The sequence below is a fragment of the Brevundimonas sp. genome (genome assembly GCF_013912065.1).
Classification (GTDB): Bacteria; Pseudomonadota; Alphaproteobacteria; order Caulobacterales; family Caulobacteraceae; genus Brevundimonas.
The window spans coordinates 77,632-91,508 of the sequence record NZ_JACESA010000007.1; the positions used below are offsets into that span (position 1 = coordinate 77,632).

Annotated in this window: 16 protein-coding genes; 1 reads left to right on the top strand and 15 read right to left on the bottom strand. The window is 66.5% G+C overall.

The genetic code is table 11. The features are described 5' to 3' along the window. The first annotated feature begins 1 nt into the window (after nucleotide 1). Nucleotides 2–667, top strand: coding sequence for a sulfur transferase domain-containing protein (locus H2037_RS07860; protein ID WP_292119981.1), 666 nt, complete (start codon nucleotides 2–4; stop codon nucleotides 665–667). A 3-nt stretch (nucleotides 668–670) separates the two neighbouring features. On the opposite strand, the gene H2037_RS07865 is transcribed toward H2037_RS07860, so the two are convergent. The 15 genes from H2037_RS07865 to H2037_RS07935 all read right to left on the bottom strand — a co-directional run bounded on the left by H2037_RS07865 (nucleotide 671) and on the right by H2037_RS07935 (nucleotide 13,771). After that, a complete protein-coding gene (locus H2037_RS07865) occupies nucleotides 671–877 on the bottom strand; it encodes a hypothetical protein (protein ID WP_292119984.1) in 207 nt (68 codons plus the stop codon). Nucleotides 878–925: 48 nt separating this feature from the next. After that, nucleotides 926–1,171: a DUF4170 domain-containing protein gene (locus tag H2037_RS07870; protein ID WP_292119987.1), complete on the bottom strand. Its 246-nt coding sequence runs from the start codon at nucleotides 1,169–1,171 to the stop codon at nucleotides 926–928. A gap of 91 nt (nucleotides 1,172–1,262) precedes the next feature. Beyond that, nucleotides 1,263–2,057, bottom strand: coding sequence for a 3'(2'),5'-bisphosphate nucleotidase CysQ (locus tag H2037_RS07875; protein WP_292119990.1), 795 nt, complete (start codon nucleotides 2,055–2,057; stop codon nucleotides 1,263–1,265). Continuing rightward, nucleotides 2,054–3,409, bottom strand: coding sequence for a TldD/PmbA family protein (locus H2037_RS07880; protein WP_292119993.1), 1,356 nt, complete (start codon nucleotides 3,407–3,409; stop codon nucleotides 2,054–2,056). The genes H2037_RS07875 and H2037_RS07880 overlap by 4 nt, the downstream gene beginning before the upstream one ends. Nucleotides 3,410–3,452: 43 nt before the next feature. Then, nucleotides 3,453–3,860 (bottom strand): MAPEG family protein, encoded by a 408-nt coding sequence (locus tag H2037_RS07885; protein ID WP_292119996.1) that lies wholly within the window; start codon nucleotides 3,858–3,860, stop codon nucleotides 3,453–3,455. 3 nt (nucleotides 3,861–3,863) lie between these two features. Next, complete coding sequence (locus H2037_RS07890; RefSeq protein ID WP_292119999.1) at nucleotides 3,864–5,633, bottom strand: M14 family metallopeptidase; 1,770 nt, start codon at nucleotides 5,631–5,633, stop codon at nucleotides 3,864–3,866. Between the two features lie 101 nt (nucleotides 5,634–5,734). After that, nucleotides 5,735–6,367: a hypothetical protein gene (locus H2037_RS07895; RefSeq protein WP_292120002.1), complete on the bottom strand. Its 633-nt coding sequence runs from the start codon at nucleotides 6,365–6,367 to the stop codon at nucleotides 5,735–5,737. Nucleotides 6,368–6,458: 91 nt separating this feature from the next. Further along, a complete protein-coding gene (locus H2037_RS07900; protein ID WP_292120004.1) occupies nucleotides 6,459–6,926 on the bottom strand; it encodes a DUF1579 domain-containing protein in 468 nt (155 codons plus the stop codon). 66 nt (nucleotides 6,927–6,992) lie between these two features. Next, nucleotides 6,993–8,525: a UbiD family decarboxylase gene (locus tag H2037_RS07905; protein ID WP_292120007.1), complete on the bottom strand. Its 1,533-nt coding sequence runs from the start codon at nucleotides 8,523–8,525 to the stop codon at nucleotides 6,993–6,995. Nucleotides 8,526–8,534: 9 nt separating this feature from the next. Next, the gene (locus H2037_RS07910; protein WP_292120009.1) at nucleotides 8,535–9,197 is read right to left on the bottom strand and encodes a Pr6Pr family membrane protein; all 663 of its coding nucleotides are present in this window, start codon (nucleotides 9,195–9,197) and stop codon (nucleotides 8,535–8,537) included. A gap of 21 nt (nucleotides 9,198–9,218) precedes the next feature. After that, nucleotides 9,219–10,061: an aldo/keto reductase gene (locus H2037_RS07915; protein WP_292120012.1), complete on the bottom strand. Its 843-nt coding sequence runs from the start codon at nucleotides 10,059–10,061 to the stop codon at nucleotides 9,219–9,221. Nucleotides 10,062–10,094: 33 nt separating this feature from the next. Then, a complete protein-coding gene (locus H2037_RS07920; protein ID WP_292120015.1) occupies nucleotides 10,095–10,979 on the bottom strand; it encodes an alpha/beta hydrolase in 885 nt (294 codons plus the stop codon). Between the two features lie 57 nt (nucleotides 10,980–11,036). Continuing rightward, on the bottom strand, nucleotides 11,037–11,378 hold the full coding sequence (locus H2037_RS07925) for an MmcQ/YjbR family DNA-binding protein (RefSeq protein WP_292120018.1): 342 nt from the start codon (nucleotides 11,376–11,378) through the stop codon (nucleotides 11,037–11,039). Between the two features lies 1 nt (nucleotide 11,379). After that, nucleotides 11,380–13,209 (bottom strand): gamma-glutamyltransferase family protein, encoded by a 1,830-nt coding sequence (locus tag H2037_RS07930; protein ID WP_292120020.1) that lies wholly within the window; start codon nucleotides 13,207–13,209, stop codon nucleotides 11,380–11,382. Nucleotides 13,210–13,336: 127 nt separating this feature from the next. Beyond that, nucleotides 13,337–13,771: a biopolymer transporter ExbD gene (locus H2037_RS07935; RefSeq protein WP_292120023.1), complete on the bottom strand. Its 435-nt coding sequence runs from the start codon at nucleotides 13,769–13,771 to the stop codon at nucleotides 13,337–13,339. Between the last annotated feature and the right edge of the window lie 106 nt (nucleotides 13,772–13,877).

Here is a 13,877-nt window from a genome sequence, read left to right on the forward strand (position 1 = left end):
CATGGCGCGCTTTGATCTTTCGACCGCGATGGGCCGTTTCCGGGCGCATTGGCATTATTTCTGGGCGGACCACGCCTTTCTCAGGCTGGCGTTTTCGAACGCTCACTGGCTGGGCCCAGACCTGGTCCGCACCAACCAGCCGTCGCCGCGCCAACTGGCCTACTGGAAATCCAAGGGCGTCCGCACCGTCATCAATCTGCGCGGACAGAGGGACGAGGGCTATTACTGGCTGGAGCGCGAGGCTTGCGAACGGCTGGGCCTGACCCTGATCGACGCGCCGCTGGATTCGCGCGATCCGCCCCAGACCGACCGCATCCACCGCGCCCGCGACCTGTTCAAGACGATCCAGTATCCGGTCCTGATCCACTGCAAGTCCGGCGCGGACCGGGCGGGGATGATGGCCGTCCTCTATCGCCATTTTCACCTGGGCGAGCCGATCTCGGTCGCCATGAACCAGCTGTCGAAGAAATACCTGCACTCGCGCGAGGGCCTGACAGGCGTGCTGGACTATACGCTGGAGAAATACGTCAACGAGATCGAGCCACGGGGGATCAGCTTCATCGACTGGGTCGACAGCCCCGACTACGACCCCAAGGCGATCCGCGCCGAGTTCAAGGCCGGCTGGTGGGGCACGTTGCTGACCGAGAAATTGCTGAAGCGCGAATAGGCGTCAGCCCCAGGGACCGTTCTTGGAAACGTCGTCGCCGTTTTTGGACTTCGCTCCCAACTCGGCGTCGCGCCGCGCCTTGCGATCCGCTTCCCACTTCTTGAACCAGCGCGCATAGCCGATGTGTCCCCGCAGTGAGATGCTGAACAGGGCCAGCACCGCCAGCAGGCTGACCAGCTGGAAAATCTGTTGGGGTTCGAGGTTCATCATGACCAAGCGTCCGTTCAGGGAGCGGGTTCCCGCTCCCTTATAGCGCGATCAGGCCGCGTCGCCGCGCGGATCGATCAGCCTGTGGGCGTGCAGAATGAAATAGCGCATGTGGGCGTTGTCGACGGTGGCCTGGGCGCGGGCCTTCCAGGCCTTCTTGGCTTCGTCATAGCTGCCATAGGCGCCGACGAATTCGACCTGAGACACGTCGCGGAACACCGGCTCGTTCGGGTGGCGCAGCTCGCCGCCGATGACGAGGTGAAGCAGTTGCGCGGGGACGGAGGATTGATCGACCATCGAATGTCCTTGGGGCTGGGGAGGCGTTCGCGGGGGGCATAGGCCCAGAACGCCCAAGGATCAATGTCGAACGGGTTTTTCAGCCCCCGCCTTAGGTCGATATCGGTACGTTTTTACAGCGCCGCACGATCAGCGGATGCAGAGCCGGGGCCGCGCAGACCAGGCTGGACTGTCGGGGGTCGGGGCGGTTGAAGGCCCAGGCCCGGCCGTGGTGGTCGCTGACCTTGGCGCCGGCCTCCTCGGCGATCAGGCTGCCTGCGGCGACGTCCCAGTCCCATTTGGGCGTCAGGGCCAGGGCGGCGTCGAAGGCGCCGGCCGCCACCAGGGCCATGCGATAGGCCAGGGCGTTGCGTTTCGAAAATCGCAGCGGCGGCCAGGGCTCGTCCCAGTGCGGCCCCTCGATCATCCGCGCATCCCCCAGCACCGAGGCGTCGTCCAGGGTGTCGGCGTCCGAGGCCCGGACCAGGGCGCCGTTCCGTCGCGCCCCGCCGCCGTGCGTCGCCTCATAGGTCTCCTGCACCTCGGGGGCGTGGATGACGGCTGCGACCACGCGCCCGTCCTCGATCACGGCGATGGGCACGCACCACCAGGGTTGTCGCTTCATATAGGCGACGGTGCCGTCCACCGGATCGACCACGAAGATGCGCCGCTTCGACAGCCGATCCGGCGAATCCGCCGTCTCTTCCGACAGCCAGCCATAGTCGGGGCGGGCGGCCAGCAGACGGTCCTTCAACATGGCGTCCACCGCCAGGTCGCCGCTGGTGACGGGCGAACCGCCGATCTTGGACTCGACCCTCAGCCCCGCCGCGCGCTCGGCGACCGCCAGGGCGCCGGCGTCGAGCGCCGCCTGTCGGATCAGCTCCAGATCAGCGTTCAGGTCCATCATTTGCCGGCTATGGCCACCGCGTCGAACATCAGGCTGGGGACGTTAAACGCGCCCCGGAACTCCAGGTCCGACCCGCGCTGGATGCGCAGATAAAGCTCCGTCAGCTTGCCCGCCACCGTGACCTCGTTGACCGGATAGGCGATCTCGCCGTTCTCGAACCAGAAGCCGGACACCCCGGCGGACCAGTCGCCGGTGTTTCCGTTCAGCGACGGCCCGAACATCGATGTGATCAGCAGACCCGTCCCAGCATCGGCCATCAGCCCGGCCAGATCCCGCTCGCCCGGTTCCATATGCAGATTGTGGGTGGAGACCCCGGGCGGTCCCGCCAGGCCGCGCGACGCATGGCCGGTCGATTGCAGTCCCAATTGCCGCGCCGAGGCGCTGTTCAGCAGCCAGGTGTTCAGCATCCCGTCCTCGAACAGGGCGCGGCGCTCGACCGCGACGCCTTCATCGTCGAACGGCGTCGACCCCAGACCGCGCGGACGGAACGGGTCGTCGATCAGGGTCACGCCCTCGGCGAACACCCTCTGCCCCAGCCGGTCCTTCAGGAAGGAGGTGCCGCGCGCGATCGACGGGCCGGAAATGGCGCCGACGGCCGGCGAGATGATCTGGCCCGCCATGCGATTGTCGAAGATGACGGGAGCGGTGGTCGAGGCGATCTTGCGCGCTCCGGTGCGGGCGACCGCCCTGCGGCCTGCGGTCTCTCCGATGATCCCGGCGCCGGGCAGATCGGACAGATGGCGGGTCGACCGGCTCTCGCCCCCGCGCTCCATGGCGCCGTCCTTCTCGGCGATCACGCCGACGCCCAGCGAAAAGGCCGAGCCCTGATAGTCGCCGTCGAACCCGTGCGAGGTCGTCAGACGCCAGCGGGTGGACGACCATGACGCGTGCCCGCCCTCGGACCGGGCCACGCCCTCGACCGTCAAGGCCGCCGCTTCGGCCTCGGCCGAGACCTGTTCCAGGGCTTCGGCGCTGCGCTCGCTGGGATCGAACAGATCGAGCGCGGGGAAGGGGCCGCGCGCCAGCCGATCCTCGGGCGCGAACCCGGCGTGCGGATCTTCCGGCGCCAGTCGGGCCATGGCGACGGCCCGTTCGACCAGACGCGCGCGCGTCTCCGGCGACAGGTCCGAAGCCGAGACGGAGGCCTGGCGCTGGCCGACGAAGACCCGCAGGCCCAGGTCGCGCGATTCCTCGCGCTCGACGTCTTCCAGCTTGCCGTTGCGCACCCCGACCGACAGGGACTTGCGGTCGGCGCTGACCGCCTCGGCGGCGTCGGCGCCGGCCTTCAGCGCGGCCTGGACGATGTCATGCAGAAGTTCGGCGGAAACGGAGGCGTCGCGTGTTTCAGTCATGCCCCGATATGGCGGACCCTTTGCTGCACCGCAACCTTACGGCTCAGACGACGGCGAAGGCGATCAGGCCCACGGCGGCGATCAGCAGGGCGACCCAGGTCAGCAGCATGCCGATCACCCGGCCCAGCGAGGGCCCGGTCTGGAACAGCAGGCCCAGAGCATGGACGATCCGGCCGACCAGCAGGGTCGCACCCACCCCGTGCACCATCCAGGCCGGCGCGCCGACCGCGGCCAGCAGCAGCATGGCGATCATGCCCGGCGTCGCATATTCGGCGCAGTTGCCGAAGGCTCGGCTGGCGGCCATCAGGTCGGGGTTTCCACCGTCGCCGAACGAAACCAGATGTCTGCGGCGTCCGCTGACCACTATGCCCGACAGGACCAGCATCAGCAGGATCAGCAGTCCGCTCCACAGGGCGGCGGCCTGGATGGCCTGCATCAGGGTGGTGGTCATGGATCAGTCCTCTCGACCGATGGGATAGAGCAGATAACGGTCGTCGTAGAAGGGCGTCCGCGCATAGAACCAGGCCAACCGCCCCTGGGGATCGGCGGCGAACTCGGGCTCCGCGGCCAGTTTCGCCTCGAACTCGGCCTTCAGCGCCGGATCGGCGGCCAGCATCTTTTCGGCCAGCGGCGCAATCGCGTAGGCCTCGATATATTCGACCCGGCTCATCACCTCGGGGAACATGCCCCAGGCGAAGAAGCTCTCGCTCGACTGAGGTTCCAGCAGCAGGACGGCGATGTCGCCCAGCGGCTGATCAGTCGGCACACGCACCGAGCCGGCCGGGAAGGTCCAGGCGCGACGTTCGACCTCGACCGTCTCGACCGAGGCCTGGACATGGCCCTCGTTGGCCCGCGTGGCCAGCTTCGGATCGACCAGACGCAGCATGGACACATCGGCGACGCGAGGCGTCTCGACCGTTTCCATCGTGATCCCATGCGTCTTCAGCCGTTCGATGATGTCGGTGCGATAGCCAGGGACCCAATAGGCGGTCGGCCGCTCCAGTATCAGACCGGGCTTCGACCCATAGAAGGGCATCTGCCAGAGTTCGGGATCGGGTCGGCCCAGCCAGCGGATTTCCCGACGACCCGAGGCGGGGCTGTCGTACATCTCGTACAACATCCCCTTGAATGAGCGGGTGGAGGAAGGCGTCTCCTCGGCCTCGAAATTGGCGGGGATCTCGGCCGGGCGCAGGGCGCGGTCCTGTTCGGTCGCCGCCTTCAGGTCCGCGCCCTGGTCGGCCAGCAGGCGCAACGCCTCCTCGATGAAGACATAGGTCCCCAGCACCCGCTGCTCGTGCGGCTTCAGGCTATGGTTCTCGATCAATATGGTCGGCACATGGGCCGCCGCGCCCCAGCCGTTGGAGAACCGCTCGCCCAGACCGCCATCCGACAACCCCTTCTTCGGTTCGTCGTCGTCGATCCCGAACACCAGTTCGCCAGGGATATGGCCCTCGCGCTCCAGAGCCGCGTTCATCGCCGGCTTGAACACCGTGTCCAGCCAGGCCGAGCCGTTCGGCGACCGGCTGAACGTCCCGTCCTCGCCGTTGAAGCCGTAGGTGACGTCGTACTGGTAATCCAGGCCGTCGGTGACGTGGACGTCGACATAGAGGTCCGGCCGGTATTTCAGGATCAGGCCGCGCACCGCCTGCATCTCGGGCTGGTCCAGCTTCAGATAGTCGCGGTTCAGGTTCTGATTGGTCGCCGTGTTGCGCCAGCCCTGGATGCGCGGCCCGCGCTGGTTCGGCCGGGAATAGGCGGACGCACGCTCATGCCCGTCCACGCTCAGGATCGGGATCAGGATCAGGTTCACCCGGTCCAGCAGGGCGTCCTTGCCGTAGAAGGCGATGTCGCGCAGCACCATCATGCCCGCGTCCTTGCCGTCGATCTCGCCCGGATGGATGCCCGCCTGGATCATCAGCACCGGCTTGGCCGGATCGAACTCCGCCCCATCCTTCGAGGCAATCACCGCATAGATCGGCCGACCCTCGGGCGAGACCCCGAACTGTTCGATGCGGATCAGGTCGCTGGCCGCGTCCAGCCGGTCGAACCAGGCGCGCGTATCGACATAGTTCGGGCTGAAGTCATGCGCCGGATCCGCCTCGAACGCCGTGATCCAGGGATCGTTCGCATCGCGCAACAGGGCTTTCGACGCCCCGTCCCACGCAGGCGCGGGCGGCAGGAAGGCCTGGTCCCAGGGGGCGGTGTTGGTAAGCGACTGGGACATGGCGGGGCTCACGCTACAGACAAGGGCGGCGACCAGGGCCGAAACCAGGAGAGGGGACTGCATGGGCTTTCGTGAGCCGATTGGCGCCGCGTGACAAGTTTTCAGCTGCCGCCGCCCAGGGCCGGCGCCCATCCGCCAGCCTGCACCAGCAGGGCGGCCGAGTTGGCCACGTTCCAAAGATTGTAGAGCAGCACTGCGATCAGCGCGCCGACCGCCACCTTGCGCCAGGGCGCGAAGGCCGCAGTCGCCGTGCCTATGACGAAAATCGAGACTCCGGCCCACAGTCGCACCGAACCGGCGAGCCGCGCGAACTCGGAATTAAGCTGGGCCAGGATGATTAGGCCCATGGCGACGATCAGGTTGGCCGCCAGGATGCAGCCGAACACCATCCGCCGATGCGTCCAGAAATGGTGGTCGAGGTCGATCCGTTCATCGCCGCCTTCGGCCGATACGCGGGGGAAGGTCACGCTGGCGGCGACGTAGAAGGTCGCGGCCACGCTCAGCGAGATCAGCAGCACGAAGCTGTTGAACGGCGCGCCGCGAAAGATGACCCAGGCCTGATTCCAGAAGGTGACGATGTCGATGGCCACGAACAGCGCCAGCATCGGCGTCAACCAGCCGAAGCGTATCCGCTGCTTCTCATGCAGCACGCGCGCGAACCCGCCGACCAGTTCGGCGACCGAAAGGCCCAGCAGCAGACCATAGAAGCTGAAGAAAAACTCGAACGCGCTCATTGGCCCCCCGGATGAGTCGTGGGACTAACCTATTGCCCGATCCACAGCTTGTCGCCGCCAAATGAACCGCGCGCGATTGCTCAGTCGACTCTCAAGCCGTTCGCCGAAATTTCATGGCCCAGTTCAGCTCCCAGGTTCGCCCGTCGTCGTAAGAGAAATGCTGCGCCCAATGCGGCGTGTCCGTGTTCACGCGCGACCACTCGAAGCGGGCGAGGATTGGCCGCTCGCCGTCCAGATCGGGCCCTTCCAGGCGGCAGCCGTCGTCGTGAAATCGGCCGACGACCGGCGGGCTCAACCGGCCGTCGCGGTCGCTGATCCAATAGATCGACCATTCTCCGGTCGTCAGATCGAGGGTCCGCAGCGCCACGCCGCGCCAGCCGCGCTCGGAACAGTCGTGTTGCTCTACGTTGGTGATCCCGCCCATGCGCGGCTCTGTGAACGCCGTCCCGTGGGAGACGTCCCAGTCATCTGAGCCGACGCCCCGGCTCGTCAGTCTGCGGTGCTCGACCTCCCAGTGTCCGAACAGGAAGTCGAAGTCATGAATGGGCGAACGGGTCATGGCGGCTGCTCCAGCTATTCCGCCGTCCTACAGCGCTCTGCTGCCAGCTGCTGTCAGCATTGTCGATCACCGCCGCCAGATCGGCCTCTCGTCGCCTGGCAGACCCAGCCGGCCCCACAGGTCGTTCACCCGCTCGATCACCGCCTCGTCCATGCGGATCTCCTCGCCCCATTCGCGCCTGGTCTCGGGCGGCCATTTGTCTGTGGCGTCCAGGCCGATCTTCGATCCCAGGCCGCTCTCGGGCGAGGCGAAATCCAGATAGTCGATCGGGGTGCTCTCGATCACCGTGATATCGCGCGCCGGGTCCATCTTGGTCGAGATGGCCCACATGACGTCCTTCCAGTCGCGGGCGTCGATGTCGTCGTCCACGACGATGACCCATTTGGTGTACATGAACTGGCGCAGATAGCTCCAGACGCCCAGCATCACCCGCTTGGCGTGGCCCGGATAGGCCTTCTTCATCGACACCACGGCGATCCGGTAGCTGCACCCTTCAGGCGGCAGCCAGAAGTCGACGATCTCCGGGAACTGCTGGCGCAGCAGCGGAATGAAGACCTCGTTCAGGGCTTCCCCCAGCACCGACGGCTCGTCGGGCGGCCGGCCGGTGAAGGTGGTCAGATAGATGGGGGCCCGGCGCATGGTGATCGCGCTGACCTTGAAGACCGGGAATTTCTCGACCGAGTTATAATAGCCGGTGTGGTCGCCGTACGGCCCTTCGTCCTCGAACTCGTCCAGCAGGACGTGGCCCTCCAGCACGATCTCGGCCTGGGCCGGCACCATCAGCGGCACGGTCTTGCACGGGACCAGTTCGGCCTTGGCGCCCCGCATCAGGCCGGCGAACTGATATTCCGACAGGGTGTCCGGCACCGGCGTCACCGCCGCCAGTATGGTCCCCGGATCGGCGCCCAGGACCACGGCGCAGGGCAGGGGCTCCTTCGGCCGCGCCTTCTTGTGACGGGCATAGTGTTGCGCTCCGCCGCGATGGGCCAGCCAGCGCATGATGGCCTTGTCCTTGCCCAGGACCTGCATCCGATAGATGCCCAGGTTGAAGTCGTCCTCGCGATCCTCGCTCGGCCCCTTGGTCACGACCAGTCCCCAGGTGATCAGGGGCGCCGGCTCGCCGGGCCAGCAAGACTGGACGGGCAGGGCGGTCAGGTCGATCTGGTCGCCCTTCAGCACCACCTCCTGCACCGGCGCCTTCTTCACCGTCTTGGGCCGCATCGACATGACCGTCTGCGCCAGCGGCAGCATCTCCATGGCGTCTCCCAGACCGCGCGGCGGCGTCGGATTGCGCAGGAAGGCCAGCAGTTCGCCGACCTCGCGCAGCTCGCCCGCCGTCGTCCGCGCCTTGCCCTCCAGCGTCACCCCCATGGCGACCCGTTTCACCGTGCCGAACAGATTGGCCAGACAGGGAATGGGGCTGATCGACCCGTCCGGCATGACGGGCTTCTCGAACAGCACCGCCGGCCCGCCGTTCCTCAGCAGCCGGGTCTGGATCTCGGTCATCTCCAGCACGGTGGAGACGGGTTCGGACACCCGGACCAGCTCGCCCTGGGCTTCCAGCTGGTCGATGAAGTCACGCAGGGATTTGTAGGCCATCCGCTCCGCCTAAAGCGCTGCGCTCGCCCTGTCACCTGTCCCGCGCCTGAAGATACGGTCCAGTCCCACCAGCGCCAACCCGACCAGCAGGAAGAAGACCAGCAGTCCGGCGAAGATCGCCAGCACCCGGCCCAGGCCCAGGGCGTCCACATCGACGAACCCATAGGGCCACCAGTGGGTCGCCAACCCGTGCGCCAGGGTCCAACCGGCAAAGGCCAGCGGAAAGGCCAGCCATTTCACTGGATCGATCCAGCGCAGCCGACCCTTGGGCGTGAACCACAGCCAATCCAGCAGGAAGGCCGCGGGCATCACGTAGTGCAGCACCAGATTGACCCCTAGCGTCAGCCCTTCCGGCTTCCAGTAGGGGGCGATCATGAAATGGTACACGACGCCGACGACGACGATATACATCGCCAGGGCCGCGCGCACGCCCTCGCCGGCGGTCCACCGGGCGATCCGTCGATCCGCCCGCACCAGAGGGCCGGTGAAGGCCAGGGCGACCAGGATATTGGTCAGTATGGTGAAAAAGCTGAAATACTGGACCGTCCGGCCCAGCACGCCCCAACCCTCGGCCGGCGCGACCAGAAGCAGATATTGCAGCCCCAGCGCCGCCCAGCCGATCACGGCGAAGGCAGCGCGCCACAGACGCGGTCGGTCCCGTTCACGCAACATGCGCCGCCCCTCCGTCGCCGATCAGGCGGCGGCCTTGTCCCATTCATAAGCGTCGTCCAGCCACGGCCCCAGCCGCTCGCCGCGATCCAGGGCGCCCATCCGCTGCATTTCCTCGCCTGACAGTTCGAAGTCGAAGATGTCGAAATTCTCTCTCGCGCGGCTTTCCTTCGTCGTGCGCGGAATGGCGATGATCCGGTTCTGGATCAGCCAGCGCAGCGTGACCTGGCCGTTCGTCTTGCCGTGGGCCTGGGCGATCTCGGAAATCGTGACGTCGTCGGCGATCTTGCCTTGGGCCAGCGGCGACCAGGCGGTGATCGATGACCCCAGTTCAGCCGCCGTCGCCGTCAGCTGATCGACGCCCAGATAGGGGTGATGCTCGACCTGATTGGTCAGCAGCCGCGCCTTCGACACGGCCTGAGCCTGACGGAACTCCTTCGACGGGAAGTTCGAAAGGCCGATCGAACGGGTCAGCCCCTCGTCCTTCGCGGCGTTCAGCGCCCCCAGGGTTTCTTCGAAGCTCGGCGTCGGCTTGGGCCAGTGCAGCAGCAGCAGGTCCGGCGTCGTTCCCAGGCTCTCGGCCGATTCCTTGGCTTGTTTCAGCAGGGCGTCATGGGTGAAATGCTCGACCCAGATCTTGGTGGTCAGGAAGATGTCCTCGCGCACCACGCCCGAATCGACGATGCCTTCGCCGACCGCCTTCTCGTTCTTGTAGATCCAGGCGGTGTCGATGTGGCGATAGCCGATCCGCAGCGCCTCGGCGACCATCCGCCGCGCGTCCGCCGGTTCCAGCTGCCAGGTGCCGAAGCCGAGCAGGGGGATTTCAATTCCATCGACGGTGAGGGTGGGCTGATCGCCGTAGGTCATGGAAGAATCCTTCATTCTCGGGGGACCGCAAAGTTAGGCGCCGGGGGCGGCCTTCGAAACCCCTGCGTCGAACCAATCCAGAATTTCCTGCCACAGCGGCTCCAGCCCCTTGCGAAAGGCGCCCTCGTGGCCGATGCGCCGCGCGCCATAGTCGGCGGCGCGACGAATGACGATCTCGGACGGCGCATTGGGATAGGCTTTCAGCAGCGTGGTCCCGGTCCCAGGCGTGGCGATGGGATCGTCCGGAAAGATCCAGGACCGGATGGGCGCGCGCACCTCGGCGAACTGCTGCGGGTCCAGCGCGCCCTCGGCCAGTTCGTCCAGGAAATAGGCCGGCTTCAGGCACCACCGTTTCCAGGTCTCGAACACGCCGCGCGGCAGGTCCGTCCCCCGCCACAGCTTCCCGCCGCGTATATAGCCGTGGCGGCGCAGATGGGCCGGACCGAACCCGAACCAGAAGAACAGCTCCATCGGATTGTAGGAGCGGTGGTGTCCGCCCCACCAGCCCGTGCCGACCGAGACGAAGGCATGGCCGGCGATCTCGGCCTGGTTCGGCATGAAGCCGGCGAAATGGCCGCCGACGCTGTGGCCGACGTGGAAGACCGGCAGGCCCGGCGCCGCTTTCTTCAACGCCTTCAGCGCCGCCGGCATGTCCAGCCGCCCCCAGTCGGGATAGTCCATTTCCATCGCCGCCAGATCCTCGGGCCGCGAACCGCCGATGCCGCGGTAGTCATAGGTCAGGACCACGCAGCCCCGCTCGGCCATCCAGCGCGCGAACCGCGCATAGAAGCCGCGCGGAAAGCCGGTCCCGGCCGAGACCAGCACCGCTCGGCGCGGCGCCGCTCCCCGGAACAGGGTCGCTTCCAGCGGCCAGCCGTCCCTGGCCTTAACGACCAGATCCTCGACGCCCATAGCCATGTCGTTTCCGTCCGTTTCTATTATGGACGGACCTTGCCTTGTTTCCGTGGCGTAAGGTCAAGCCGCGTCGTGGGCCTTGACGATCCGCTTCGGCGCGACCTTGCGCCAGCGCCGCTCCAGCATGGCCTTCAGCCACGCCGGATCGACCGTGGCGATCCGCGCCAGCACCAGCGGATAATCGCGATGGTGGTCGGTGAAATGGAAGGTGGCGGGATCCATCTCGATCAGCAGGTCGCGTTCGTCGCGGTTATCCAGATGCACGACGATGCTGTCGTCCAGCTTCGGCCAGAACCAGGTCAGGAACTTCCCCGCCACCTTGAATGACGGCTCTCCATAGGAGACCCCGTCCTCGACGCCGGGAAAGGACAGCAACAGGGCGCGGACGTCATCGTGGGTCATGTCAGTATGCCAGAGCGATCCCGTCCTTGCGCATCTCGGTCGCCGCGCCATAGGTCCAGCGCCCGCCGGGGTTCATCTGTTTCATCACGTTCTGATAGCCGCCGAAACCGCCGTCCGGTTCGCCCAGGGTCCAGCCCATGGCCCGCAACTGGGCCTTGGTCGCGTCGGGCACGCCGCTCTCAAGATGCAGCACCCCCGTCCCCTCCTGCGGCTGGCCGGTCGGTTCGGACGAGCCGTAGTGCTGCCAGCGCGGGGCGTCGCCCGCCGCCTGGGGCTCCAGCCCATAGTCGACCATGTTGATGATGATCTGGGCCTGGCCCTGGGGCTGCATGGCGCCGCCCATGACGCCGAACGCCATCCACGGCTCGCCGTCCTTGACCGCGAAACCGGGGATGATGGTCTGGAACGGCCGCTTGCCGGGCGCATAGATGTTGGGATGTCCGTCGGTCAGGGCGAACAGTTCGCCGCGATCCTGGAACATGAAGCCCAGCGGTTCCGAGCCATTGTCCGGCGCCAGGCCCGAGCCCATACCGCGATAGTTGGACTGGATCCAGCTGACCATCATGCCGTCGCTGTCGGCGACGCTGAAATAGGTGGTGTCGCCGTGGTGCGGGGCGTCGCCGGGCATGACCCGGTCCATGACCCGGTCCGGTTGGATCAGTTTCGCCCGTTCGGCGGCATAGGGTTTCGAGTTCAGCCATTCGACCGGGGTCTTGGAGAATCGGTCGTCGGCGAACCAGCGCGCCCGGTCCTCGAACGCCAGCCGCTTGGCCTCGGCCTGGACGTGCAGCGAGGCGGCGGACTGGAAGCCCATGGATTTCAGGTCGAACTGTTCGCAGATGTTCAGGATCTGGTTGGTCGACAGGCCTTGCGTATTCGGACCCAGGCCGAAGACGTCCACCCCGCGATAATTGGTCTGGATCGGCTCGACCCATTCCGTGTGGTGGGCGGCCATGTCGGCGCGGGTCATCCAGCCGCCGATCCGTTTGAAATAGGCCTCGATCTGGTCGGCGATCGGACCGTCGTAGAAGGCGTCGCGCCCACCCTCGGCGATCATCCGCAGGGTCTTGCCCAGGAAGGGGTTGGCGAAGACCTCGCCCACCTTGGGCGTCGACCCGCCGGCGGCCCATATACGCTTGCGGTTGTCGTTTTCCTCGATCGGGATCCGGCCCCGGTCGAAGGCCGCCATATTGCGTTCCAGGTAGTAGGCGATGACCTGCGGTACGGGGACGCCCTGTTCGCACAACTCGGCGACCGGCAGCAGCACATCCTTCCACGGCAGCTTGCCATAGCGCTGGTGCGCGCTCCACCAGGCGTCCACCGTGCCCGGGACGTTCACTGTCACCGCGCCATAGCGCGGCAGATAGCCGTCGATGGCCTTGGACCGCGCGGTTTCCAGGCTCAGGCCCCGCGGACTGGCGCCGGACCCGTTCAACCCGACGACCTTCTTCTGCTTCGGGTCCCACAGCATGCAATAGGCGTCGCCGCCGATGCCGTTGGCCACCGGCTCCAGGAAGCCCAGGGCCGCGTTGATGGCGATGGCGGCGTCAATGGCCGAGCCGCCGCGCCTCAGGGTGTCGATCCCGATCAGGCTGGCGGCGGGATGCGCCGTCGCCGCCGCTCCATTCGCGCCCCAGACGGTCGACCGTCCCATGAATTTCGGCCCCGTGATTCGGTCGCCGATGCCGATCTCGGCATAGGGGTCGACGGGCCGGGCCGGCGCGGGGGCCGCCTCGGTCGGCTTGGCGGTCGGAGACGACTGACGCGCTTGAACGGCCGTCGCCGCCAAGGCTCCCGCAGGCAAGGCGGACAGGAAGGTGCGACGACGCATGGGCGGACTCCTCGAACGACCGGTCCGCCATCAAGGCCGCCCCGGCGCGCGGGGGCAAGCCTTGCGACAAAGAAAAAGGCCGCGTCCCTTTCGGAACGCGGCCCTGATTCTGGATAGAACCTCGGTCCTATTCGATGTCTTCGTTCAGCAGGCCGACCTTGAAGAAGCCGTTCTCCTGCATCTTGTTCATGACTTCCATGAACTGGGAATATTTCACTTCCGGCTGGGCGCGCACGAAGACGCGCTCTTCCTGGCAGGAACCGCCGCCCAGGGCGGTGCAGACGTCGGCGGCCAGATTGTCGATCGAGGTCTGCTTCTCGGCGATGAACAGCTGACCGGTGTCCTGGATGGTGATGTACACCGGCTCTTTTTCTTCGGTCGGGTTGGTGGGCGGCTGCGCCGGCGGCAGGTCGAGGCGGATCGACACGGTCGCCATGGGCGCGGCGACCATGAAGATGATCATGAGCACCAGCAGAATGTCGATGAACGGCGTGATGTTGATGTCAGCCGTTTGTTCGATCGTGTGCTTGTCCCCGCCGGAACCGCCGATCTTCGCAGCCATGCTTCGTCTCCGTTACTCGCCGGCCGCGATCCGCGCCGACATTCCCTATGGATCGCCCGAGAGCTTGATCGGTTCTTGGCGTCCCGATGCGCGCTTGTAAAGCGGT